This window comes from Teichococcus rhizosphaerae, from assembly GCF_002631185.1.
Classification (GTDB): Bacteria; Pseudomonadota; Alphaproteobacteria; order Acetobacterales; family Acetobacteraceae; genus Pseudoroseomonas; species Pseudoroseomonas rhizosphaerae.
On sequence record NZ_PDNU01000034.1, the window covers coordinates 49,911 to 72,869 of the forward strand.

Genomic DNA, 22,959 nt, shown 5'->3' on the forward strand with positions numbered 1-22,959 from the left:
TCAGGCCGCCCGCTCTTGCCCGCGGCCGAGGCGGCGGGCCAGCATGGCGCGCAGGTCCTCGAGCCCCAGATACACGGCCGGCGTGGTGAACAGCGTGACGAGCTGGCTCAGCAGCAGCCCGCCCACGATGGAAACGCCGAGCGGCAGGCGCAGCTCCGACCCCACCCCCGATTGCAGCACCAGCGGCAGTGCGCCGAGCAGGGCCGCGGCGGTGGTCATCATGATCGGCCGGAAGCGCAGCAGCGCCGCCTCGCGGATGGCCTCGCGCGGGCTCATGCCATGGTCGCGCTGCGCCTCCAGCGCGAAGTCGATCATCATGATGGCGTTCTTCTTGACGATGCCCATCAGCAGGATGATGCCGATCAGCCCCACCACCGAAAGGTCGAGCCCCCACAGCTCCAGCGCCAGCAGCGCGCCGATGCCAGCCGAGGGCAGGGTGGAGAGGATGGTGACCGGGTGGATGAAGCTCTCATAGAGCACGCCCAGCACGATGTAGATCACCACCACGGCGGCCAGGATCAGCCAGGGCTGGCCCTCCAGCGATGAGGCGAACTCCGCGGCGTCGCCGGCGAAGCGGCCGGTGATGCTGTCGGGCAGGCCGATCTCCCGCCCGGCGGCGGTGATGGCGCCGACCGCCTCGCCCAGCGCCACGCCCGGCGCCAGGTTGAAGCTGATGGTGACGGCCGGGAACTGGTTCTCCCGCGTCACCAGCAACGGGCCGCTGGTGCGCTCGAAGCGGGCGATCTCGGCCAGCGGCACCTGCGCGCCATCGGCGCCCGGCACGCGCAGCTGGCCAATGGCGGTGGGGTCCTGGCGCAGCCGGTCGGACGCCTCCAGCACCACGCGGTACTGGTTGCTCTGGCCGTAGATGGTGGAGATCTGGCGCTGGCCGAAGGCGTTGTAGAGCGCGTTGTCCACCGCCAGCATGGAGACGCCGAGGCGCGCCGCCCGGTCGCGGTCCACCCGGATGGCCAAGCGCAGCCCTTCCTCGCGCTGGTCGGTCGCCACGTCGCGCAGGCCGGGCAGGGCGCGCAGCCGCTCCAGCACGCGCGGCGCCCAGAGGGAGAGGGTGGCGGCGTCGGAATCGGTCAGGGTGTACTGGTACTGGGTGGTGCTGATGCGCGGGCTGATCTGGATGTCCTGCACCGCCTGCGGATAGGCGACGATGCCCGGCACCGCCGCCATCCGGGGCTTGAGGCGGTCGATCACCCCTTGCGCGTCGCTGTCGCGCTCGGCGCGGGGGCGGAGGATGGCGGTGATGCGCCCGGTGTTCTGCGCCGGGTTCAGCGCGCCCGCGCCGGCCACCGCGGTCACGGAGGCCACCGCCGGGTCGGCCCGCACCACCTCGGCCAGCCGCATCTGCGCCTCGGCCGAGCGGGCGAAGGAGGCATCCTGCGGCACCTCGGTGGTGATGCTGATCAGCCCCGTGTCCTGCACCGGCAGGAAGCCCTTGGGCATCACCACGTAGAGCCAGGCGGTGAGCGCCACGGTGAGAGCCGCCACCACCAGGGTCAGCGCCTGGTGGCGCATGGTCACCGCGAGCGCCCGGCCATAGGCGAGGCGCATCCGCTCGAAGCCGTGCTCGAACCAGCGCGTGGTCCAGCCCGGCGCATGGCCGCCGCGCAGCACGAGCGCGCACATCATCGGCGTCAGCGTCAGCGAGACCACCATGGAGACCAGCACGGCGGCGGTCAGCGTCTCGGCGAACTCGCGGAACAGGCGGCCGATCACGCCCTCCATGAACAGCAGCGGGATGAACACCGCCACCAGCGAGAGGGTGAGGGAGACGATGGTGAAGGCGATCTGCTTCGAGCCCTCGAAGGCCGCCTCCAGCGGGCGCATCCCCTTCTCGATCAGCCGGACGATGTTCTCGATCATGACGATGGCGTCGTCCACCACGAAGCCCGTCGCGATGGTGAGCGCCATCAGCGACAGGTTGTCGAGCGAGTAGCCCATCATGGCCATGATGCCGAAGGTGCCGATGATGGAGAGCGGCAGCGAGACGGCGGGCACCAGCGTGGCGCGCCCGCTGCCGAGAAAGAGGTAGATCACCCCCACCACCAGCGCGATGGCCAGCACCAGGGTGAGCTGCACCTCGTGCACCGAGGCGCGGATCGTCTCCGTCCGGTCGGACACCACCTGGAGCCGGGCCCCGGCGGGGATGGCCGCCTGCAGCTCGGGCAGCAGCCGCTGGATGCGCTCCACCGTCTGGACGATGTTGGCGCCCGGCTGGCGCTGCACGTCGATCAGCACGGCGGGGCGGCCGTTGAACCAGGCGCCGTTGCGCTCGTTCTCCAGCGTCTCCACCGCCTCGCCCACGTCGCGCAGCCGCACCGGCGCGTTGCCCTGCCAGGCGATGATGATGTCGGCGAACTCGGCGGCCGAGTTGATCTGGTCGTTGGCCAGGATGGAGGAGGCCTGGCGCGGCCCGTCCAGCGAGCCCTTGGGGCTGTTCTGGTTGGCGGCGGTGACGGCGGTCCGCACCGCCTCCATGCTGAGGCCATAGGCCGAGAGCCGCAGCGGATCGACCCGCAGCCGCACGGCGGGGCGCATGTTGCCCTGCACCGTGACGCGCCCCACGCCGCTGGCCTGGGAAAGCTTCTGCGCGATCAGCGTGTCGGCGAGGTCGGAGAGCCGCATGATGGGCAGCGTCTCCGAGGTCAGGGCCAGGGTGATCACCGGCGGGTCGGCCGGGTTCACCTTGGCGTAGACGGGCGGATAGGGCAGCGAGGAGGGCAGGGTGCCACGCGCCGCGTCCAGCGCCGCCTGCACGTCCTGCGCCGCCTCGTCGATGCTCTTGTCCAGCCGGAACTGGAGCGTGACGCGGCTGACGCCCGGGCCGCTGACCGAGGACATCACCTGCAGCCCGGCGATCTGCGCGAACTGCCGCTCCAGCGGGGCGGTGATCAGCACCGCCGCCGTGTCCGGCGAGGCGCCGGGAAGCTGCGTCGTCACCTCGATGGTGGGGAAGTCCACCTCCGGCAGGGAGGAGACGGGCAGCCGCAGATAGCCGAACAGCCCGGCCAGCAGCACGGCCACCGCCAGCAGCGTGGTGGCGACGGGCCGGGCGATGAAGGGGGCGGCGATGTTCATGGGGTGCCGCCGCTGGAGGTGCCGCCGCTGGCCGCCTGCCGGCGCGGGCGGCGCTCGCCCTGCTCGGCCGTGGGTGGGGCGGGCGGCGCGGTGCCGGCGGGCGCGTCGGCGCTGGCGGGCACGATGCGGCTGCCATTGTTCAGCCGCAGCCCGCCGGAGGTGACCACCTGCTCGCCGGGGCGCAGCCCGTCGCGCACCACCGCCTCGGCCAGGGTCACGGCGCCGAGGACGAGCGGGCGCTGCTCCACCGTGTTGTCGGGCCGGGCCACGAAGGCGTAGGGGCCGTTCGGACCCTGCTGCACCGCCACCAGCGGAATCACCAGGGCGCCCGGCACCGTCTCGATCGCCAGACGCAGGCTGACAAAGGCGCCCGGCCACAGCCGCATGTCGTCATTGGGGAACACGGCCTTCACCCGCACCGTGCCGGTGGTGGCCTCGATCTGGTTGTCGATGGTCAGCACCATGCCGCGCGCCGGCTCCGCCCGGGCGGCCGCGGCGGCGGCGGGGGGCGGGGCCGCGCCGCGCGTGGCGGCCTGGCCGGAGACGGGCTCGGGCAGCGTCTCCACCATGACGGGCCCCGCCGCCATGGCGCGCCGCAGCCGCGCCAGCTCGCCCTGCGGCAGGGTGAAGCTGACGCCGATGGGGCGCATCTGGGTGATGGTGACGATGCCGGTGGCGTCGCCGCTGCCCACCAGGTTGCCGGGGTCCACCTGCCGCAGGCCGACGCGGCCGTCGATCGGGGCGCGGATGGTGGTGTAGTCGAGCTGGGTGCGGGCGGTGTCGATGGCCGCCTGGTCCTGGGCGATCTGCGCCTCGAACATCGCCACCTGGGCGCGCTGCGTGTCCACCTGCTGGCGCGTCACGCCGCTGGCGGAAAGCAGGCCCTGGTAGCGCCGCAGGTCGGCACGCGCGTTCTCCAGCTGCGCCTGGTCATAGGCCTTCTTGGCCTCGGCCTGGGCCAGGGCGGCGGCGTAGGTGCGGTCGTCGATGCGGGCCAGGATCTCGCCGGCCTTCACCTCCTGCCCTTCCTGGAAGCGCACCTCCATGAGCTGCCCGCTCACCTGCGAGCGGACGGTGATGCTGTTCAGCGCCTGCACCGTGCCCAGCGCGTCCAGCGTCAGGACGAGATCCTTCCTCGCGGCGGCCGCGACGGTGACGGGGATGGGGATGCCCGCCCCCCCCGCGGCGCCGCGCCGCCCGCCGGAGGGCGCGCCGGGCGCCGTCCGGGCGGCGCCCTGTGCGGCGCCCTGCCCGGCCGGGGCGGCTGCCTCCTGGCGCTGCGTCCAGAAGTGGTAGCCACCGCCCGCCAGGAGGAGGAGCAGCAGCAGCAGAAGGATGAGGCGGGAGCGGGACATCATGCGTTCCAGAGCTTCACGGCCACGGCGTCACTGACATGGCGTCACTGACATGGCGTCACTGCCAGCCGCCGCCCAGCGCGCGGAACAGCGCGACGGCGGCCTGCAGCCGGGCGAGCCGCGCCTGCACCAGGCCGACGCGGGTGGAGAACAGGGATTGCTGCGTGTTCAGCAGGGTGATCAGGTTGATGGTGCCAGCGCGGAGCTGCGCCTCGGCGATGCCGAAGGCGCGCTCGGCGCGGGCGGCGGCCTCGGCGCGCAGCGCCTCCTGCGCGGTGGTCTCGCGCAGCGCCACCAGCGCGTCCTCCGTGTCCTGGAGCGCCGCGACGATGGCCCGCCGGTACTCGATCAGCAGCTCCTCCGCCTGGGCCTGGCTGAGCGCCACCTGGCCGCGCCGGGCGCCGCCATCGAAGATGGTCTGCGCCAGCCCGGCGACCAGGGAGAAGAACTGCGCCTCCGGCCGCAGCAGCGTGCCGAGCGCCGCCGACTGGAAGCCGCCCTGGGCGGACAGGCTGACGGTGGGCAGCAGCGCCGCGCGCGCGGCCGCGACATTGGCGTTGGCGGCGGCAAGGCCGGCCTCGGCCGCCAGCACGTCGGGGCGGCGGGCGAGAAGCTCGGCCGGCTGGCCGGGCGCGGCGGCGGGAATGCGCAGCCGGTCGAACGCCCCGGGCCCGAGGGCGAGGGATTGCGGCGGCCGCCCCGTCAGCAGGGCCAGGGCGTTGCGGTTCTGCGCCGCGCTCTGCCGCAGGCCGGGGATGTTGGCCTCCACCTGGGCCACCACCGTCTCCTGCTGGGCCAGGTCCAGCCCCGTGGCCACGCCGAAGCTCACCTGCTGGCGGATCACGGCGAGGGTGCGGCGCGCCGCGTCCAGATTGGCCTCCTGGACGCGCAGCTCCTCCTCGGCGGCGAGCAGGTTGAAATAGGTGTTGGCCACCGAGGCCTCGGTGGTCAGCAGCACGGTCGCGGCGTCGAAGCGGCTGGCGCGGGCGCTCTGCGCCGCGGCCTCGGCGGAGGCGCTGTTGCGGCCCCAGAAATCCACCTCGTAGCTGGCCGAGAGGCTGGCGTCGTAGCGGGTGGCGTTGCGGTTGCGGGCCAGGCCGCCGGCGGTGCTGCGCGACTGCGTCACGCCGCTGTCCACCGCCAGCGAGGGCAGCAGGGCGGAGCCGGCGATGCGGAGCTGCGCATCCGCCTGCCGCACCCGCGCGGCGGCGGCGGCGAGGTCGAAATTGCCGGCCATGGCCGCCTGCATCAGCGCGTCCAGCGCCGGCGCGTTGAAGCCGCGCCACCATTCGGGCTCCGGCCAGCGCACGGGTGCCGTGGCGGCGGGGTCCTGGAAGCGGTCGGGGATGGACAGGCCGGACAGCGCCGGCTCCGGCTTCGGCCCGCAGGCGGCGAGACCGGCCAGCAGCGCCAGGGCGCCGGCCGTTCTCCGGAACAGGGTGAGCGTCATGTCAGTCCCGCTTGTCCCGCGCGCGCCGCTCATGCGCGGCCATGTCCGCGGCGATCAGCCGCCGCCCCTCGGGCGACAGGGCGGCGAGGCCATTGGCGAGGCTGTCGTCATACTGCTCGCTGAAGGCCTGCCAGCGCTGGCGCGACCCGGCCATGGCCAGGCGCAGCGCCGCGGCGTCGAAGGGCTCGCGCGCCAGCGCCTCGCGCACCGCCGGGCGGCTGTCGCGCACCGCTTGCAACAGCGGCTCGTAGCGTGGCCGGCCCGCTTCCAGCGCCTGGCGGAACCGGGCGCGGTCCGCATCCGGCAGGGCGCGCTCGATCTGTGCCTGCATGCGGCTGAGGCTGGGGCCGCCGCCATTCGCGGGGCGGGACAGCAGCAGGCCGCCCAGCACGACGTTCAGCGCCAGCGAGGCGCCGAGCGCCCCCTTCAGCCAGAGGGACCATTGGGGGCGTGTCATTCGGGAAGTTCCAGCATGGCGAGCAGGGGCGGCGCGCCCAGCCAGGGCTGCGCCGTGGGAGCGGGGGCGAGGTTCAGCCAGAGAAGGCAGAGGGCCAGCGTGACCAGCGCGCCGCAGCCGGCGGGCCAAAGCGGGCGCAGCCAGCCCGCACAGGGGCGCAGCCAGCCCCCTGGCGCGGCGCGCGGCGGCTCCGGCAGGGGGGCGGCCGCCACGGCGCGGGCCAGCCGCGCGCGCATCCGCGCCAGTGTCTCGGCATCCGGGCCGGGCAGGCTCTCATCCAGCGCGGAGGCCAGGGCGAGGGCGCGGCGGTGCAGCGCCCGGGCTTCCTCCGAGCTGGCCAGCAGGGCCCTGGCCGCCGCGGCACTCGCGGGTGGCCAGCATACCGGATCGGCCCCGTGAGTATCGAGCAGCCTGGCGAACGTCTCGATGCGCATGGGCGTCAATCCAGGATGCCCCGCAGCCGGCTGGCGAGCAGGCCGCGCGCGCGGCGCAGCAGCCCCTCCAGGGCGCGGGTGGAGATGGAAAGGGCGGCGGCGGCGTCGGCCCCGCTCAGCCCCTGGTCGTGCGCCAGGGCGAGGGCGGCGCGCTGGCGCGGCGGCAGTTCGCGCAGCGCCGCGTCCAGCAGGGCCTGCCGCTGCCGGGCGGCCAGCGCCGCCTCCGGGTCGGGCGCCGGGTCGGCGGTTTCCGGCGCGGCCTCCAGGGGCAGGGGTGCGGCGCGGCGGGCGCGGTCGATCGCGGCATGGCTGGCGATGCTGCAAAGCCAGGTGCCGACCTTGCCCCGCGCGGGGTCGAAGCGGGCGGCGTGGCGCCAGGCGCGCAGCAGCGCCTCCTGCGCCACCTCCTCCGCCTCCGCCCCGCTGCCGGTGATCCGCAGCCCGATGCGGTAGAGCGCGGGCAGGTGCCGCGTGGCGAGCTGGTCGAAGGCCAGCCGGTCGCCCGCCGCCGCCCAGGCGAGCAGCGCCGCGTCCTCGGCCGCCGCGCGGTCGCGGGCCATTGGCGGAACAGAAACCGCCTCGGGGGAGGACCGCTCGGTGATAGGGGCCTCCCAGCCGGCGATGGAGAAAAGGGCGTGCGGCATGGGTCTTGTGTCGTGACCCCCCTGATACGGACGGGGCGGCGCGAACCCACGCGGGAGATAGGCATTTTTTTCCGGCGGCCGCGAAAAAAAGAGCCCGGGGGCGTGGATCCCCTGGGCTCTCCGCGTTCTTCAGGCCCGCTGGCGGCCAGTTGGCGGCCGGCTGGGGCGCGTCAGGCAGCCTGGTAGGTCACCTTGATCTCGCCCACGCCCTCGCACACGCCGTGCAGCGCGTCGCCCGGCTTCACGGAGCTGACGCCGGAGGGCGTGCCGGTCATCAGCAGGTCGCCGGGCAGCAGCTCCACGTAGCGGGACAGGTAGGCGATCGACTCCGGCACCGACCAGATCATCTGGTTCAGGTCGCCCGTCTGCTGCACCTTGCCGTTCACCGTGACCTCGATCTTGCCCTTCTCGGGATGGCCGATGCGGGCGGCGGGCACGATCTCGCTGATCGGGCAGGACTGGTCGAAGCCCTTCGACAGCTCCCAGGGACGGGAAAGCTTCTTGGCCTCGGCCTGGATGTCGCGCCGCGTCATGTCGAGGCCGATGGCATAGCCATAGACATGCGAGAGGGCGTCCGCCGCCGCGATGTCCCTGCCGCCCTTCCCGATGGCCACCACCATCTCGATCTCGTGGTGCAGGTCCTTGGTCTGCACGGGGAAGGGCAGGGTGCCGCCGCCCGGCACCACGGCGCTGGCGGGCTTGGCGAAGAAGAAGGGCGGCTCGCGGTCGGGGTCGTGGCCCATCTCGCGCGCATGGTCGGCGAAGTTGCGGCCGACGCACCAGATGCGGCGGACCGGGAACACGCCCTCCTCGCCCCGGACCGGCAGCACGGCCTCCGGCGGCGGCTCGATGACATAGCGCATGCTGGAACCCTCCTCCTCGGGGCACCGCCCTTGCGGCGCCCAACCAATTGGCGGATTGGTTAGAGAAGGCGGCGCGGCGCGTCAACCGGTGCGGGGGCGGGAATCATGCGGAAGGACAACGAGGCGAATGGCCGGGCGGGCAGCCAGGACGACAGCCAGGGCGGCGCGCCGGTGCTGACCCTGCTGCGGGCCTATCTGGCCAAGGCCGCGCTTCCCGCCAGCGGACGCCTGCCGCCCGAGCGCGCCCTGGCGCAGGAGCTGGGCGTTTCGCGCGCCGAGCTGCGCCACGCCCTGGCCCGGCTGGAGGAGGCGGGGCAACTCTGGCGGCATGTGGGCAAGGGCACCTTCCTGGGGCCGCGGCCGCTCGCCGCCATCGGCGACGTGGCGGCGCTCGCGGCGCGGAGCAGCCTCGACGAGATCCGCCAGGCCCGGCTGGTGCTGGAGCCGCAGCTCGCCGCCCTCGCCGCCCGCAACGCCACGGCGCCGCAACAGGCCCTGCTGCGCGCCGCCCTGCGCGACGGCAGCGCCGCCGGCCAGAGCTGGCGCGGCTTCGAGGGGCAGGATGCCCGGCTGCACCGCGAGATCGCCGCCGCGGCCGGCAACCTGGCGCTGCTGCACCTGTTCGACCAGCTCGCCACCCTGCGCCGCACCCTGACCTGGGACCGGCAGCGCCCGCGCCCCGGCGGCCCGCCGCCCGATCACCCCTCCTTCGCCGAGCATGCGCGCATCGTCGCCGCGATCCTGGCCGGCGATGCGGAGGGGGCGGCCACGGCGATGGCCGAACATGTCGGGCATGTGCACCGGCTGATCGCGGCGGAGCCAGCCCAGCCGGGCCCTCCAAGGCGCTGTGCGGATTTGTGAAAATTTGATGAGAGAACGATTTACACCCTGCCAGCCTGTGACTATGAGGGCGCGACCGCAACGTTGATGCACAAGATTTAACACCGCGAGGCCCCGCATGCCGCCCAGCAACGCCTATCATGTCTGTGTCGTCGGGCTGGGCTCGATGGGGATGGGGGCGGCGCGCTCCTGCCTGGCCGCCGGGCTGCACACCTATGGCGTGGACCTGAACCCGGCCGCCACCAGCGCGCTGCGCGAGGCCGGCGCGGCCGGGGCCGGCACCAGCGCGCTGCCCTTCGCCGAGACGCTGGACGCGGTGCTGCTGCTGGTGGTCAACGCCGCCCAGTGCAAGGCCGTGCTGTTCGGCGAGGATGGGCTGGCCGCCAGGCTGCGCCCCGGCGCGGGCGTCATGGTCTCCGCCACCATCTCGGCCGAGGACGCCAGGGAGATCGCCGCCGGGCTCGAGGCGCATGGCCTGCTGCCGCTCGACGCCCCCGTCTCGGGCGGCGCCGCCAAGGCGGCGGCGGGGCAGATGACGGTGATGGCCTCCGGCTCGCCCGCCGCCTTCGACCGCCTCCGCCCCGTGCTCGACGCCGTGGCCGGCAAGGTCTACGAGATCGGCGCGGAGATCGGCCTCGGCGCCACGGTGAAGATCATCCACCAGCTTCTCGCCGGCGTGCACATCGCGGCGGGGGCGGAGGCGATGGCGCTGGCCGCCCGCGCCGGCATCCCGCTCGGCACCATGTACGAGGTGGTGACCAACGCCGCCGGCAACAGCTGGATGTTCGAGAACCGCATGAAGCACGTGGTCGATGGCGACTACACGGCGAAGTCGGCGGTGGACATCTTCGTCAAGGACCTCGGCCTCGTGACGAAGACGGGCCTGGCCATGAACTTCCCGCTGCCGCTGGCCACCACCGCCTACACCATGTTCGCCAACGCCTCCAACGCCGGCTTCGGCAAGGAGGACGACGCGGCGGTGATCAAGACCTTCGCCGGCATCCGGCTTCCCGGCGTGAAGGAGGAGAAGTGAGCATGCGCCTCGGCGTCATCGGCGACGATTTCACGGGTTCCACCGACATCGCGGGCTTCCTGGTGGCCAACGGCCTGCGCACCGTCCAGCTCAACGACGTGCCGGACGACGCGCTGCAGGTGGACGCGGATGCGGTGGTGATCAGCCTCAAGACCCGCTCCTGCCCCCCGCAGCAGGCGATCGAGGAAAGCCTCGCCGCGCTGCGCTGGCTGCAGGCGCGCGGCTGCCCGCAGTTCTTCTTCAAGTACTGCTCCACCTTCGACAGCACGCCGAAAGGCAATATCGGACCCGTGACCGACGCGCTGCTGGAGGCGCTGGGCGAGGACTTCACCGTGATCTGCCCGGTGCTGCCGGTGAACGGCCGCACCATCTACAACGGCTACCTGTTCGTGAACGGCGTGCCGCTGCACGAATCCGGCATGCGCCACCATCCCGTGACGCCTATGACGGACAGCAACATCATGCGCGTGATGGAGGCGCAGTCCAAGGGCCGCGCCGGCAACGTGCCGAGCACGGTGATGGACCAGGGCCCCGAGGCGGTGCGCGCCGCCCTGGCGAAGCTGAGGGAAAGCGGCGTCCGCTACGCCGTGCTGGACGCGCTGAACGACGCGCACCTCGTCACCATGGGCCAGGCGGTGGCCGGCATGAGGCTGGTCACCGGCGGCTCGGGCCTCGCCGACGGCATGGCCTGCGCCTGGACCGACCTCCATGGCGACGCGGCGCGGGCGGCCGAGGGCGGCAGGCCGGCGCCCGGCCGCGCCGTGGTGCTGTCCGGCTCCTGCTCGCAGATGACCAACGCGCAGGTGGCGGCCTACCGCGAGGCGGCGCCGTCGCTGGCCGTCGACGTGGCGCGCTGCCTGGAGGATGCGGGCTACGCGGCCGAACTGGCGGAATGGGTGAAGGCGCAGCCGCAGGGTGGCCTGGCGCCGCTGGTCTATGCCACCATGCCGCCGGACGCACTGAAGACGGTGCAGGCGCGCTTTGGCGCTGCGGAATCCAGCGAGGCGGTGGAGCGCACCTTCGGCGCGCTGGCGCGGCTGCTGGAGGCGGCGGGCTTCGGCCAGTTCATCGTGGCCGGCGGCGAGACCTCAGGGATCGTCACCCAGTCGCTCGGCATCAAGGGCTTCGCCATCGGGCCGCAGATCGCCCCCGGCGTGCCCTGGGTGCGCGCGGTGGGCAAGCCGCTGTCGCTGGCGCTGAAGTCGGGCAATTTCGGCCAGGAGCGCTTCTTCTTCCAGGCGCAGGAGATGGCGGCCGGCGCCGCCTGATCCGCCTTCCCGCATGATCCCCGCCGAACGCCAGAACCTGATCGTCTCCCGCCTGGAAAGCCGCGGCGTGCTCAGCATCGCCGAGCTGACCGAGCTGCTGGGCGTGTCGCACATGACGGTGCGGCGCGACCTGCAGCAGCTGGAGCGGGCCGGGCGCGTGACCACGGTGGCCGGCGGCGTGCAGCTGCCGGAGAAGATCCTCGCCGAGCCCTCGCACCATGCCAAGGCGCAGCTGCGGCACACGGAGAAGGCGGCGATCGGCCGCCTCGCCGCCGCCATGGTGCGGCCTGGCGCCGTGATCTATCTCGACGCCGGCACGACGACGCTCGAGATCGCCCACACCCTGACCGGCCGGGACGACATCTCGGTCGTCACCAACGACTTCGTCATCACCTCGCACCTGATGCGCAACGCCGCCTGCCGCCTCTACCACACGGGCGGCGAGGTGGAGCGGGAGAACCGCTCCTGCGTCGGCGACCCGGCGGCGGAGGCGGTGCGGCGCTTCAACTTCGACATCGCCTTCATCTCCACCTCCTCCTTCAGCATGCGCGGCGTCTCGACGCCCTCCGAGAACAAGGTTGCGGTCAAGCGCGCCATCGCGCAGAGCGCGGAGGAAAGCGTGCTGGTCACCGACAGCACGAAATACGGCAAGCTCGGCACCTTCAACGCCATCCCGCTGGAGGCGCTCTCGGCCATCGTCACCGATGGCGGGCTGCCCGACACCGTCCGGGACGCCATCCGGCGCGCCGGCATCGCCCTGCACATCGCCGGGTAGCCCGCGCCATGCCGGCCACCCGCAGGATCCCCTGACAGGACAACACGCATGAAGATCATCGTCACCGGCGGCGCCGGCTTCCTGGGCACGCGGCTGATCAAGGCGCTGCTGGCGCGCGCGGGCCAGGTGGAGGGGCTGCCCGCCTTCGAGAGCATCGTCTCGGTGGACCTCGCACCCTGCGCGGTGGACGACCCGCGCGTCTCCTCCGTCACCGGCAACGTGTCCGACCCCGCCTTCATCCGCGCCGCGGTGACGCCGGACACGGTGGCCGTCTATCACATGGCCGCCGTGGTCAGCGGCCAGGCCGAGGCGGATTTCGACCTCGGCATGAGCGTCAACCTCGACGGCACGCGCGCGCTGCTGGAAGCCTGCCGCGCGCTGGGCACCACGCCGCGCTTCGTCTTCGCCAGCTCGCTCGCCGTGTTCGGCGGCCCGATGCCGGAGGTGGTGCCGGAGGACCTGGCCCTGCTGCCGCAATCCTCCTACGGCGCGCAGAAGGCGATCGGCGAGCTGCTGGTGGGCGACTATTCGCGCAAGGGCTTCATCGACGGCCGTGTCTGCCGCCTGCCCACCATCGTGGTGCGCCCGGGCAAGCCGAACGCGGCGGCCTCCTCCTTCGCCAGCGGCATCATCCGCGAGCCGCTGAACGGCCAGGCCTCCAACTGCCCCGTGCCGCCCGCCACCCGCATGTGGCTGTCCTCGCCGGCCACCGTGACCGACAACCTCGTCCACGCCATCGCCGTGCCGGGCGAGAGGCTCGGGGGGCGGCGCACGCTGAACCTGCCCGGCCTGTGCGTCACCGTGGCCGAGATGCTGGCGAGCCTGGAGCGCGTCGGCGGCCCCGAGGCGCGGGCCCGCGTCACCGAGGTGCCGGAGCAGCGCATCATCGACATCGTCTGCAGCTGGCCCGGCGACTTCGACGTGAGCCGCCCCCTGGCGCTGGGCTTCACCCGCGACGGCGACTTCGACGCGGTGGTGCGCCAGTACAAGGACGAGTTCATCGGCTGAGGGCCGGCACGGAAGGGGAGGGCCGGGCTCCTCCCTTCCGCGGAGAAGGGGAAGCGCGGCGGGCGCGGGGTGTCCGCCGCCAACAATGATAACGTTTTCGGAGAATAGTTCCCATGAATGGTGCGGCTAGCACTGTGGGCCCGGCGGCAATCGTCGGCCTGGTATTCGGCATCGCGCTGCTGATCTTCCTGGTGCTCCGCACCAAGATCCACGCCATCCTGGCGCTGGTCATCGCCGCCTCCATCGCCGGGCTTTCCGCCGGCATGGCGCCCGACGCGGTGGTCAACTCCATCACCAGGGGCTTCGGCGGGACCCTCTCCACCATCGGCCTCGTCATCGGCTTCGGCGTGATGATGGGCCGCATCCTGGAGGTGACCGGCGCCGCCGAGCGCCTCGCCATCACCTTCGTCCGCTGGCTCGGCGAGAAGAAGGAGGAATGGGCGATGATGGCCACCGGCTACATCGTCTCCATCCCCATCTTCTGCGACAGCGCCTTCGTCATCCTCAACCCGCTGGCCCGCGCCCTGGCGCGCAACTCCGGCAAGTCGGTCCTGACCATGGGCATCGCGCTGGCCGGCGGCCTGATGCTGACGCACCACGCCGTGCCGCCGACGCCGGGCCCGCTCGGCGCCGCCGGCATCTTCGGCGTCGACATCGGCATGATGATCCTGTGGGGCGTGGTGCTGACCCTGCCCGCCACCTTCATGCTGATCTGGTATGCCCGCGTCATGGGCCCGCGCATCGAGGCGATGATCCTGCGCGACACCGGCGAGCCTCTGGGCGGCAACGCGGCGGCGGCCTTCGGCCAGTTCAAGGAGGCGGCGGCGAAGCGCGAGGGCGAGCTGCCTTCCCTGACCCGCTCGGTGCTGCCGATCCTGGTGCCGATCCTGCTGATCTTCCTCAACACCGTCGTCGCGGGCATCGCCAAGGCGACCGGCGACACGGCGCTGGCGCAGTCCGGCTTCGCGCAGGTCGCCGCCTTCATCGGCAACCCGGTGATCGCGGTCGGCATCGGCGTGGCGCTCGCGGCCTATGGGCTGGCCGGGCACATGACGCGCGACGAGGCGGTGGGCGAGATGGAGAAGGGCGTGGAGAGCGCCGGCATCATCATGCTCGTCACCGGCGCGGGCGGCGCGCTGGGCGGCGTGCTGCGCGACAGCGGCACCGGCCAGTACATCGGCGAGTGGGTGGCGACGCTGCCGCTGCCGGCCATCCTGATCCCCTTCGTCATCGCCACGCTGGTGCGGCTGATCCAGGGCAGCGGCACGGTGGCCATCATCACCGCCGCCTCCATCTCCTCGCCCATCCTGGCGCAGATCGAGGGCGTCAACATGGCGCTGGCCGCCCAGGCCGCCTGCATCGGCTCCATGGTGTTCGGCTACTTCAACGACAGCTACTTCTGGGTGATCAACCGCATCCTCGGCGTGAAGAACGCCAAGCACCAGCTGCTCACCTGGTCGGTGCCCACCACCATCGGCTGGGGCACGGCGCTGGTGACGCTGCTGGTGGTCAACGCCATCGTCGGCTGAGGCCGGGCGCGGCTCCCTTGCCTCAGGGGGAGGCGCGGGACGGGGCGGAAGGGGCGGGCAGCCCTTTCCGCCCTTTTTCATGGGGCGTCCGGCATCGTGGCGGGGTCGTCCGCCCCGCCGCCGGCTGTTACGCTGCCGCCCGACCCGCCGCCGCGAAAGGACGCCCGCCGCATGACCGAGACCGCCCCCTATGATGTGATCGTCGTCGGCGCCGGCTCGGCGGGGGCGCCGCTGGCGGCCCGGCTGTCGGAGGACCCGGCGCGGCGCGTGCTGCTGCTGGAGGCGGGCCGGGACTGGCGCGGAGCCGAGGCGCCGCCGGCGCTGCGCAGCGCCAACATCATCCCCTTCATGCACGACCCGGCGCACCAGGCCGAATGGCAGTGGCCGGGGCTGACGGCGCGCCGCACCGCCGTGCAGGAGCCGCGCTTCTACTGGCGCGGCCGCGCCCTGGGCGGCTCCTCCGCCGTCAACGCGCAGATCGCCATCCGCGGCGTGCCCGCCGCCTTCGACGCCTGGGCCGAGGCCGGCTGCGAGGGCTGGTCCGCCGCCGATGTGATGCCGCTCTTCGACGCCATTGAGGACGACGCGGAGATGGGCCGGCCGGGCGGCCCGCTGCCGGTGTTCCGCACGCCCATGGCCGAGTGGGGCGCGGTGGACCGCGCCTTCCGCGAGGCGGCGCTGGCCGCCGGCTACCCCTGGAAGCCCGACCAGAACGCGCCGGAGGGGGAGGGGGTCTCCTGCCACCCGATCAACAGCCGGGGCGGGCAGCGCGTCACCACCAACGATGCCTATCTGGAGCCGGCGCGCGGCCGCCCCAACCTCGAGATCCGCGGCGGCGCCCTGGTGGACCGCGTGCTGTTCGACGGGAACCACCGCGCCCGTGGCGTGCGGCTGCGCTTCGAGGGAGAGGGCGGCTGGCGGGAGGTCGCGGCGCGCGAGGTGGTGCTCTGCGCCGGCGCCATCCACAGCCCGGCCATCCTGGTCCGCTCCGGCATCGGCCCCGCCGCCGTGCTGCGTGCGCTCGGCCTGCCCGTGCTGCACGACCAGCCCTCCGTGGGGCGGAACCTGATGGACCACCCGGTGATCCGCGCCGGCTTCGCCCTGGCGCCGGAGCATGCGGCGCGCGGCCCGGATGCGCGCCACACCAATTGCTGCCTGACCTACAGCAGCGGCATGGGCAGCAGCGGCATGGGCGGCGAGCGGGACATGATCATGGTCGCCTACAACCACCGCGGCATGGAGGGCGGGCAGCCGCTGCCGGCGGGCGCCATCGGCGTGGCGCTCTACGACGCCCTGTCGCGCGGCGAGCTGCGCTTCACCGCGCCCGACCCCGAGGCGCAGCCGGAGGTGGAGGAGAACATGCTGGACCATTCCGCCGACCGGCTCCGCCTGCGCGACGGGGTGCGGCGCCTGGCCGCGCTGCTGCGCCAGCCGGCGCTCGCCGCCATCGCCCGTGGCCCCGTGCTGGGCGAGAGCGGCCTGCCCTTCGCCGAGGCCGCCGCCCTGCCCGACGACGCGCTGGACGCGCTGATGCTGCGGGAGGCGGGGGACATCCAGCACGCCGCCGGCACCTGCCGCATGACCGCCCATGAGGACCCGCGCGGCGTGGTGGACCCCGATCTCCGCGTGCGGGGGGTGGAGGGGCTGCGCGTGGCCGACGCCTCCATCATGCCCACCGATTGCCGCGCCAACCTGCACTTCACCTGCGTGATGATCGGCGAGGCGCTGGCACGCCGCATGGGCCGGGGCCCGATGGCGGCGCGGTGATCGGCACCGCCCGCCTTCCTTCCACCCTCCGCGCCCCGGCTCCACGGCCCGCGGGCGCCCGAAACCGGCTGGAGCCTGGCATGGCCCGTATCCTTCCCGTCGCCTCCTTCGACTGCGTCGTGTTCGGCGCGACCGGCGACCTGACCATGCGCAAGCTGCTGCCTGCGCTGTACCACCGCTTCCGCGACCGGCAGTTCCCCGCCACCAGCCGCATCATCGGTGCCGCCCGCACGGCGCTGGACGGGGAGGGCTACCGCCGCATGGCGGAGGAGGCGCTGCGCCGGCACGTTCCGGCCGCCAGCCTGGACGCGGCGGCACTGCAGGACTTCCTGGGGCTCGTTCACTACCGGCAGGTGGACGGGCTGGGCGAGGAAGGCTGGCCCGCCCTCGTCTCCCTCCTCGAGGAGCGGCCGGAGCAGGTGCGCCCCTTCTATCTCGCCACCTCCCCGGACCTGTATGGCCCCATTTGCCGGCGCCTCGCCGGCTTCGGCGCGCTCGGTCCGCTGTCGCGGGTGGTGCTGGAGAAGCCGATCGGGCGGGACCTGGCGACGGCGCGCGAGATCAACCAGGCCGTGGGCGAGGTGCTGCCCGAGGCGCAGATCTTCCGCATCGACCACTATCTCGGCAAGGAGACGGTGCAGAACCTGATGGCGCTGCGCTTCGCCAACCCGATCTTCGAGCGCCTCTGGCACGCCGACATGATCGACCATGTGCAGATCACGGTGGCCGAGGAGGTGGGGGTCGGCGGCCGCGGCGGCTATTACGACCGTGCCGGCGCCCTGCGGGACATGGTGCAGAACCACATCCTCCAGCTGCTCTGCCTGCTGGCGATGGAAAGCCCCATCTCGCTCGATGCCGACGCGGTGCGGGACGAGAAGGTGAAGGTGCTGCGCGCGCTCCGCCCGATCGCGCCGCACGAGGCGCACCTGTTCACCGTGCGCGGGCAGTACACGGCGGGCGCCATCGCCGGCCAGCCCGTGCCGGGCTACCGGGCCGATCTGGGGCTGGAGACGCCGAGCCTGACGGAATCCTTCGTGGCGCTGAAGGCGCAGGTCAATTCCTGGCGCTGGGCGGGCGTGCCCTTCTACCTGCGCACCGGCAAGCGCATGCCGCGCAAGATGTCCGAGATCATCCTGGAGTTCCGCACGCCCCCCTTCAGCATCTTCCCGCGCGAGGCGGTGGGCATGCAGCCCAACCGCCTGCTCATCCGCCTGCAGCCGGAGGAGGGGATGCGGCTCGAGATGATGACCAAGGAGCCGGGGCCGGGCGGGCTGCACCTGCGCCCCACCGGCCTCGACATCAGCTTCGAGAAGACCTTCGGCCAGCGCTACCCGGATGCCTATGAGCGGCTGCTGATGGATGTGGTGCGCGGCAACGCCACCCTGTTCATGCGCCGCGACGAGGTGGAGACGGCCTGGCAATGGATCGAGCCGATCCTGCAGGGCTGGGAGGAGCGCCCCGAGGCGCCGCGCCCTTATGCCGCCGGAAGCTGGGGGCCGAGCGCGGCCATCGCCATGATCGAGCGCGACGGCCGCACCTGGTATGAGAGCCTGGACTGAGGCCGCCCGCGCGGCCCTGATGCCCAGGCCGGGACCCGGGCCGAGGCCGCGCCCGGTGGGAGGCGGGCTCAGCCCCGCCCGTTGAAACGCTGCGAGGGCGGAAGGCCGCCGCGCGCGGCGGCCTTCCGCGTGGCGGGGCTCTGCGGCGCCGCCTCGTCCAGCAGCCGGCGCAGCGCGACGCCCAGCGCGCCCTGGGCCAGCGGCTTGCGCAGCAGCGCCGTGCGCCCCTGCCCGCCGCCTACCGCCCAGCCCCCCGGCATCTCGCCATAGCCGGTGACGAACAGCACCGGCACGCCGCGCCGCACCAGCATGTCGGCCGCCGGAAAGGCCGCCTGCCCGCGCAGGTTGACGTCCAGCACCGCCGCATCCAGCGGCTCCTGCTCGGCCAGGCGCAGCGTCTCGGCCAGGGTGGCGGCCGGGCCCGCCACCACGCAGCCCAGCTCCGCCAGCGTCTCGGCCAGCTCCAGCGCCACCAGCGCCTCGTCCTCGGCCAGCAGCACATGGCGGCCGCGCAGCACCGTGGCCGCGGAAGCCTCGCCCGCCGGGCCGGGGCCGCGCCCCGCCGCCTGGAGGAAGAAGCCGCCCTGGCGGATCGACACCCGGTCCGCCGCCACGGTGAGCGTGCAGGCGAGGCCCGAGGGGCGCCAGTCGAAGGCCAGCGTGCCGCCGAGCTGGCCGGCCACGGCCACCTTGATCATGCGCGAGCCGAAGCCGCGCCGGGGAGGATCGCCGCCCGGCAGCAGGGGGCCGCCCTGCTCGCTCCATTCCAGCCGCAGCGCGCCATCCGCCATCCGCTCCCAGGCCAGGGTGACCCGGCCGCGCGGGTTGGAAAGCGCGCCGTGCCGCGCCGCGTTGGAGGCCAGCTCGTAGAGCACCATCGCCATGGGCTGCACCACCTCCGGCGCCAGCCGCACCGAGGGGCCGGACAGGGTCACGCGCTCCTCCGGCGCGTAGGCGGCCAGTTCCGCCTCGGCCAGCTCGCGCAGGTCGCTGCCGGCCCAGCGCTCGCGCGCCAGCAGGGTGTAGGCGCGCGCCAGGGCGCCCACCCGGCCCTCCACGGCGTCGGCGAAGTCGGCCGGGTGGTCCGCCCGCGTCAGGCGGATGATGGACTGCACCAGGGCCAGGGCGTTCTTGGCGCGGTGGTCCACCTCCTGCATCAGCAGGACCTGCCGCTCCTCGCTGGCGCGCTGCTCGGTGATGTCGTCGCCCGAGGCCAGCAGCGCCAGGAACCTCCCCTCCGGGTCGCGCAGCACGGTGCTGCGCCAGGCGACCTGCCGCTCCTCGCCATCGGCGCGGATCAGGGGCACCACCTCGGATTGCGGCGGCGGGTCCTGCGCGCCCTCGACCAGCGCCTGGAAGCCGGCGCGGACCCGGACCTGCCAGCGCGGCGCGACAAAGGCGGCGATCCAGTCCTGCCCCAGCACCTCCGCCTCGTCCGGCACCCCGATGACTTCCAGCCCGTGCCGGTTGATGCCCTGCGCCGTCCCGTCCGGGTTCAGCACCAGCAGCATGGTCCCGGCGGCGTCGAAATACCGCTGCGCCCGGTCGCGCTCGTTGCGCAGCGCCGTCATCATCTCCAGCGCGGCGGCGGCGCGGCCCTCGGCCATGGCGCGCGCCCGCATCGCCTGGCCGGACTGGGCCAGCGCCTGGCGAAGCGTTTCCAGCTCGGCGATGGCGAAGGGCGCGGTGCCCGATGACGCGGCCTGCCCCGCGGCCAGCGCGCGCGCCTCGGCGGTGAGCGCATCGAGCGGCGCCAGGAAGCGCCGCGCCCGCCAGCCGGCCAGCAGCAGCGCCGCCAGCAGCAGCAGCGTGCTGCCCAGCGCCAGGCGAACCAGGGGAAGCTGCCACGCCTCCTCATAGGCATCGAGCGGCACGGTGACATAGGCCATCCAGGGCACGCTCTCCAGCCGCTGGAAGGCGGCGACGGCCCCCGGCCCCTCGATCAGGGAGATCTCGGCGAGCCCTTCCTGCTGGCCGGCGAGCGCCGTGGCCATCCAGGGGGGCGCCTGCTGCCCGATATGCGTCTCGTGCCCGACGGAGCGGGCCACGAGGCTGCCGCTCCTGAGCTCGATCAGCCCGACGACCTGCCCGTCGCGGATCCGCGCCAGCAGCGTGGCCAGCCAGTTCGGATCGAAGGCCAGGATCACCACCGCGCCGGGCTTTTCCGGCACGCGCAGCGGCGCGAACACCGCCAGCACCGGCCGCTGCGCCACGCCGCCGAAGAAGAGCCTGTCGCTCAGCACCGCCCGCCCCGTTTCGACGGCCCGCGCGATCCAGGGCTGGCCGCGCGCCTCCGGCAGCGTCCGGCCGAGCGGCTGCAGGGTGTTGAGGATCTGCTTGCCATCGGCATGGGCCAGCACCACCCAGCCGCCCATGGCCTCGCCCACGGCGCGGGCCTGGGCGTAGAAGCCGGCGAGCTCGGACGGGTCGCCGGGGAGGCGGTCGAGCGAGCCGGCGAGGGTCGTGGCGGCGGTGACGGCGGTGGTGAGCTGCTGGTCCACCGCGGCGGCCATGGCGCGGGCGGTGCCGCGCAGCCCGGCCTCGGAGGCCCGCCGGTAGGCGCCGCCCAGTTGCCAGGCGGTCAGTCCCCCGGCCAGCAGGGCGGGAACGAGCAGGGCCAGCGAAAGCAGCAGGAGGTGCAGGCGCAGGCTGAGGACGGGGCCGCGCCGCCTGTTGCCGGGCATCGTGCGGCCCTGCGGTCCGGCCTCCTCCTGCTGTGCCACGTCGGACCGCTCCTGATGAACCACGGGATCGGACCGGCACCGTGGCCAAGCCTTCTCACCCCCGCGCAGAGTGGCAAGCGGTGGCCGCCGGTGCCAATGAAATCATGGTCAGAGGCGAAGGAGCATTAACAGGACGTTACTGGGCCAAGGCCCCGCCGGGACATTCCGGGCAGAATATTCGCGGAAGACCGGGGCGGGCGGGCGGGACTTCCGGTTCTGCCGGGATGCCGGGAAATATTCGGCACGGCGCCCCCGCCCGTGCAGGCTGTTCCGCACGGGCTTTGGGCGGCCGCGAGCCTGGTGTTGAATGAGGCGGGCGTGAGGGCCGTGGCGGGAAAGGCTCCTGCCGCCGCCGGGAACGCCGCCGGGAACAAGGAACGGCCATGACCGTCGAGACCCTGGAGATCGGCCCGGAGGCACTGCTGGACGGGGTGCGGGACAGCACGGGCGAAAGCCCCGTCTGGGATGCCACGCGGGGCCGCTGGTTCTGGACCGACATCCCCGGCCGCGTCATCCGCCGGCTGGACCCGGAAAGCGGCGCCATCCGCAGCTGGCGCCTGGCCGAGATGGCGGGCTGCCTGGCGCTGCGGCCGGACAGGGGCTCCGGCCCCCACCCCGGGCTGGTCTGCGCCTGCGAAAGCGGCATCTTCGACGTCGCGCTGCCCGAGCATGACGGCGCGGAGGCGGCGGCGATGACCCGCCTCGCCAGCGTTTCCCACCCGCGCGCGGGCATGCGCTTCAATGACGGGCGCTGCGACCGGCAGGGCCGCTTCCTCGCCTCCACCATGGTGAGCGACACCTCGCTCGGCGACCCGTCCGGCCGCTGGCACCGCTTCACCGGCAGGGGCGGGCTGGAGGAGGCCGGATTGGGCGGGCTGATCGTCCCCAACGGCTCCGCCTTCAGCCCGGACGGGCGCGTCTTCTACGCCTCCGGCACCGATCCGCGGGAGCGGATGGTCTGGGCCTTCGACTACGACACGGAAAGCGGCGCCCTCGCCAACCGCCGGGTGTTCGTGGACATGCGCGGAATGGTGGGCCTGCCTGACGGTGCCACCGTCGATGCGGCGGGCGGCTACTGGAGCTGCGCCCTGGGGGAGGGCTGCATCAAGCGCTTCACGCCCGAGGGCGTGCTGGACCGCATCGTCCGCGTGCCGATGAGGAAGCCCACCATGTGCGCCCTGGGCGGCGCGGACGGGCAGAGCATGCTCGTCACCTCGCTCGGCGGGGCGGACCGGGAGGACGACCCGCATGGCGGGCGCGTGGCGCTGTTCCGCCTCCCCGGCGTGCGGGGCATCGCCGAGCCGCGCTTCGCCGGCTGAAGGGGTGGGCCGGGGGCTTGCCACCCGGCGCGGAAGGGCGGACAGCTTGCGGGTCCGCATCCGCCAGGGGAAGCCGCCCGATGTCCAGCAGCCGCAAGATCATGTTGCTCACCGGGGCCAGCCGGGGCATCGGCCACGCCACGGTGAAGCGCTTCCAGGCGGAGGGCTGGCGCATCCTCACCGTCTCGCGCCAGCCCTTCTCGGAGGAGTGCCGCTGGCCGGAGGCGCGCGAAAGCCACATCCAGGCCGACCTGTCCGATCCCGCCCAGGTGGCGGCGCTGGTGGAGGAGGTGCGGGCGCGCCTGCCCCAGGGCGAGCTGCACGCCCTGGTCAACAACGCCGGCATCTCGCCCAAGGGCCCGGGTGGCAGCCGGCTCGGCGCGCTGGACACCGACTACGCGACCTGGATGACGGTGTTCAACGTCAACCTGATCTCCACCGCCCTGCTGGCGCGCGGCCTGTTCAATGAGCTCAGCGCGGCGCGTGGCAGCGTGGTGAACGTCACCTCCATCGTGGGCTCGCGCGTGCATCCCTTCGCCGGTGCGGCCTATGCCTGCTCCAAGGCGGCGCTGGCGGCGCTGACGCGGGAGCTGGCCTTCGAGTTCGGCGCGCATGGCGTGCGGGTGAACGCCATCGCCCCCGGCGAGATCGACACCGCCATCCTTTCCCCCGGCACCGAGGAGATCGTCCAGCGGCAGATCCCGATGCGCCGGCTGGGCAGCGCGGAAGAGGTGGCCAACACCATCCTCTTCCTCTGCTCGCCCGCCTCCTCCTACGTGAACGGGGCGGAGATCCACATCAATGGCGGCCAGCATGTGTGAGGCCGGGCCGGCGGGTGCGGC

At 73.4% G+C, this 22,959-nt stretch carries 18 protein-coding genes; 10 read left to right on the forward strand and 8 right to left on the reverse strand.

Annotated features, from left to right (window positions below):
• From CR162_RS16040 to CR162_RS16070, 7 genes are all read right to left on the reverse strand, one after another.
• A complete protein-coding gene (locus CR162_RS16040) occupies window positions 1-3,093 on the reverse strand; it encodes an efflux RND transporter permease subunit (RefSeq protein ID WP_099096543.1) in 3,093 nt (1,030 codons plus the stop codon).
• Window positions 3,090-4,448: an efflux RND transporter periplasmic adaptor subunit gene (locus CR162_RS16045; RefSeq protein WP_176559879.1), complete on the reverse strand. Its 1,359-nt coding sequence runs from the start codon at window positions 4,446-4,448 to the stop codon at window positions 3,090-3,092. The genes CR162_RS16040 and CR162_RS16045 overlap by 4 nt, the downstream gene beginning before the upstream one ends.
• A 58-nt stretch (window positions 4,449-4,506) precedes the next feature.
• Window positions 4,507-5,898, reverse strand: a complete 1,392-nt coding sequence (locus CR162_RS16050; RefSeq protein ID WP_099096545.1) for an efflux transporter outer membrane subunit — start codon at window positions 5,896-5,898, stop codon at window positions 4,507-4,509.
• Window position 5,899: 1 nt separating this feature from the next.
• Window positions 5,900-6,355: a periplasmic heavy metal sensor gene (locus tag CR162_RS16055; RefSeq protein WP_099096546.1), complete on the reverse strand. Its 456-nt coding sequence runs from the start codon at window positions 6,353-6,355 to the stop codon at window positions 5,900-5,902.
• The gene (locus CR162_RS16060) at window positions 6,352-6,789 is read right to left on the reverse strand and encodes a hypothetical protein (RefSeq protein WP_099096547.1); all 438 of its coding nucleotides are present in this window, start codon (window positions 6,787-6,789) and stop codon (window positions 6,352-6,354) included. The genes CR162_RS16055 and CR162_RS16060 overlap by 4 nt, the downstream gene beginning before the upstream one ends.
• Window positions 6,790-6,794: 5 nt before the next feature.
• Window positions 6,795-7,433 carry a sigma-70 family RNA polymerase sigma factor gene (locus tag CR162_RS16065; RefSeq protein ID WP_099096548.1) on the reverse strand — a complete coding sequence of 213 codons (639 nt, stop codon included), beginning with the start codon at window positions 7,431-7,433 and terminating at the stop codon, window positions 6,795-6,797.
• Between the two features lie 170 nt (window positions 7,434-7,603).
• Window positions 7,604-8,296 (reverse strand): fumarylacetoacetate hydrolase family protein, encoded by a 693-nt coding sequence (locus CR162_RS16070; RefSeq protein ID WP_099096549.1) that lies wholly within the window; start codon window positions 8,294-8,296, stop codon window positions 7,604-7,606.
• Between the two features lie 105 nt (window positions 8,297-8,401).
• On the opposite strand from CR162_RS16070, the gene CR162_RS16075 reads away from it, so the two are divergent.
• The 8 genes from CR162_RS16075 (at window position 8,402) to zwf (ending at window position 18,075) form a co-directional block, all read left to right on the forward strand.
• On the forward strand, window positions 8,402-9,157 hold the full coding sequence (locus CR162_RS16075) for a FadR/GntR family transcriptional regulator (protein WP_099096550.1): 756 nt from the start codon (window positions 8,402-8,404) through the stop codon (window positions 9,155-9,157).
• A 97-nt stretch (window positions 9,158-9,254) separates the two neighbouring features.
• Entirely contained in the window at window positions 9,255-10,169 is a 915-nt protein-coding gene (gene ltnD, locus CR162_RS16080; protein WP_099096551.1) for an L-threonate dehydrogenase, read from the forward strand.
• Between the two features lie 2 nt (window positions 10,170-10,171).
• Entirely contained in the window at window positions 10,172-11,437 is a 1,266-nt protein-coding gene (gene otnK / locus CR162_RS16085) for a 3-oxo-tetronate kinase (RefSeq protein WP_099096552.1), read from the forward strand.
• A gap of 13 nt (window positions 11,438-11,450) precedes the next feature.
• Entirely contained in the window at window positions 11,451-12,212 is a 762-nt protein-coding gene (locus CR162_RS16090; RefSeq protein WP_099096553.1) for a DeoR/GlpR family DNA-binding transcription regulator, read from the forward strand.
• A gap of 48 nt (window positions 12,213-12,260) precedes the next feature.
• Window positions 12,261-13,220 (forward strand): D-erythronate dehydrogenase, encoded by a 960-nt coding sequence (gene denD / locus CR162_RS16095; protein ID WP_099096554.1) that lies wholly within the window; start codon window positions 12,261-12,263, stop codon window positions 13,218-13,220.
• A 113-nt stretch (window positions 13,221-13,333) separates the two neighbouring features.
• Window positions 13,334-14,749 (forward strand): GntP family permease, encoded by a 1,416-nt coding sequence (locus CR162_RS16100; RefSeq protein WP_099096555.1) that lies wholly within the window; start codon window positions 13,334-13,336, stop codon window positions 14,747-14,749.
• A gap of 171 nt (window positions 14,750-14,920) precedes the next feature.
• The gene (locus CR162_RS16105) at window positions 14,921-16,516 is read left to right on the forward strand and encodes a GMC family oxidoreductase (RefSeq protein ID WP_099096556.1); all 1,596 of its coding nucleotides are present in this window, start codon (window positions 14,921-14,923) and stop codon (window positions 16,514-16,516) included.
• Between the two features lie 80 nt (window positions 16,517-16,596).
• Window positions 16,597-18,075: a glucose-6-phosphate dehydrogenase gene (gene zwf, locus CR162_RS16110; RefSeq protein ID WP_099096557.1), complete on the forward strand. Its 1,479-nt coding sequence runs from the start codon at window positions 16,597-16,599 to the stop codon at window positions 18,073-18,075.
• Between the two features lie 68 nt (window positions 18,076-18,143).
• Here the strand turns inward: zwf and CR162_RS16115 are convergent, their stop codons facing one another.
• Window positions 18,144-20,798, reverse strand: coding sequence for an HWE histidine kinase domain-containing protein (locus CR162_RS16115; protein ID WP_099096558.1), 2,655 nt, complete (start codon window positions 20,796-20,798; stop codon window positions 18,144-18,146).
• Window positions 20,799-21,181: 383 nt separating this feature from the next.
• On the opposite strand from CR162_RS16115, the gene CR162_RS16120 reads away from it, so the two are divergent.
• Together CR162_RS16120 and CR162_RS16125 are read left to right on the forward strand one after the other, a co-directional pair.
• Window positions 21,182-22,117 (forward strand): SMP-30/gluconolactonase/LRE family protein, encoded by a 936-nt coding sequence (locus CR162_RS16120; RefSeq protein WP_099096559.1) that lies wholly within the window; start codon window positions 21,182-21,184, stop codon window positions 22,115-22,117.
• A gap of 80 nt (window positions 22,118-22,197) precedes the next feature.
• Window positions 22,198-22,938, forward strand: coding sequence for an SDR family NAD(P)-dependent oxidoreductase (locus tag CR162_RS16125; RefSeq protein ID WP_099096560.1), 741 nt, complete (start codon window positions 22,198-22,200; stop codon window positions 22,936-22,938).
• The last annotated feature ends 21 nt before the right edge of the window (window positions 22,939-22,959 follow it).

Bases quoted from the DNA above. Each gene is read 5' to 3' on its own strand.
- denD (WP_099096554.1), top strand. From the start codon at position 12,261: ATGAAGATCATCGTCACCGGCGGCGCCGGCTTCCTGGGCACGCGGCTG.
- zwf (WP_099096557.1), top strand. From the start codon at position 16,597: ATGGCCCGTATCCTTCCCGTCGCCTCCTTCGACTGCGTCGTGTTCGGC.
- CR162_RS16070 (WP_099096549.1), bottom strand. From the start codon at position 8,296: ATGCGCTATGTCATCGAGCCGCCGCCGGAGGCCGTGCTGCCGGTCCGG.
- CR162_RS16050 (WP_099096545.1), bottom strand. From the start codon at position 5,898: ATGACGCTCACCCTGTTCCGGAGAACGGCCGGCGCCCTGGCGCTGCTG.
- CR162_RS16075 (WP_099096550.1), top strand. From the start codon at position 8,402: ATGCGGAAGGACAACGAGGCGAATGGCCGGGCGGGCAGCCAGGACGAC.
- CR162_RS16040 (WP_099096543.1), bottom strand. From the start codon at position 3,093: ATGAACATCGCCGCCCCCTTCATCGCCCGGCCCGTCGCCACCACGCTG.
- CR162_RS16105 (WP_099096556.1), top strand. From the start codon at position 14,921: ATGACCGAGACCGCCCCCTATGATGTGATCGTCGTCGGCGCCGGCTCG.
- CR162_RS16125 (WP_099096560.1), top strand. From the start codon at position 22,198: ATGTCCAGCAGCCGCAAGATCATGTTGCTCACCGGGGCCAGCCGGGGC.
- CR162_RS16090 (WP_099096553.1), top strand. From the start codon at position 11,451: ATGATCCCCGCCGAACGCCAGAACCTGATCGTCTCCCGCCTGGAAAGC.
- ltnD (WP_099096551.1), top strand. From the start codon at position 9,255: ATGCCGCCCAGCAACGCCTATCATGTCTGTGTCGTCGGGCTGGGCTCG.
- CR162_RS16055 (WP_099096546.1), bottom strand. From the start codon at position 6,355: ATGACACGCCCCCAATGGTCCCTCTGGCTGAAGGGGGCGCTCGGCGCC.
- CR162_RS16060 (WP_099096547.1), bottom strand. From the start codon at position 6,789: ATGCGCATCGAGACGTTCGCCAGGCTGCTCGATACTCACGGGGCCGAT.
- CR162_RS16120 (WP_099096559.1), top strand. From the start codon at position 21,182: ATGACCGTCGAGACCCTGGAGATCGGCCCGGAGGCACTGCTGGACGGG.
- CR162_RS16100 (WP_099096555.1), top strand. From the start codon at position 13,334: ATGAATGGTGCGGCTAGCACTGTGGGCCCGGCGGCAATCGTCGGCCTG.
- CR162_RS16045 (WP_176559879.1), bottom strand. From the start codon at position 4,448: ATGTCCCGCTCCCGCCTCATCCTTCTGCTGCTGCTGCTCCTCCTCCTG.
- otnK (WP_099096552.1), top strand. From the start codon at position 10,172: ATGCGCCTCGGCGTCATCGGCGACGATTTCACGGGTTCCACCGACATC.
- CR162_RS16065 (WP_099096548.1), bottom strand. From the start codon at position 7,433: ATGCCGCACGCCCTTTTCTCCATCGCCGGCTGGGAGGCCCCTATCACC.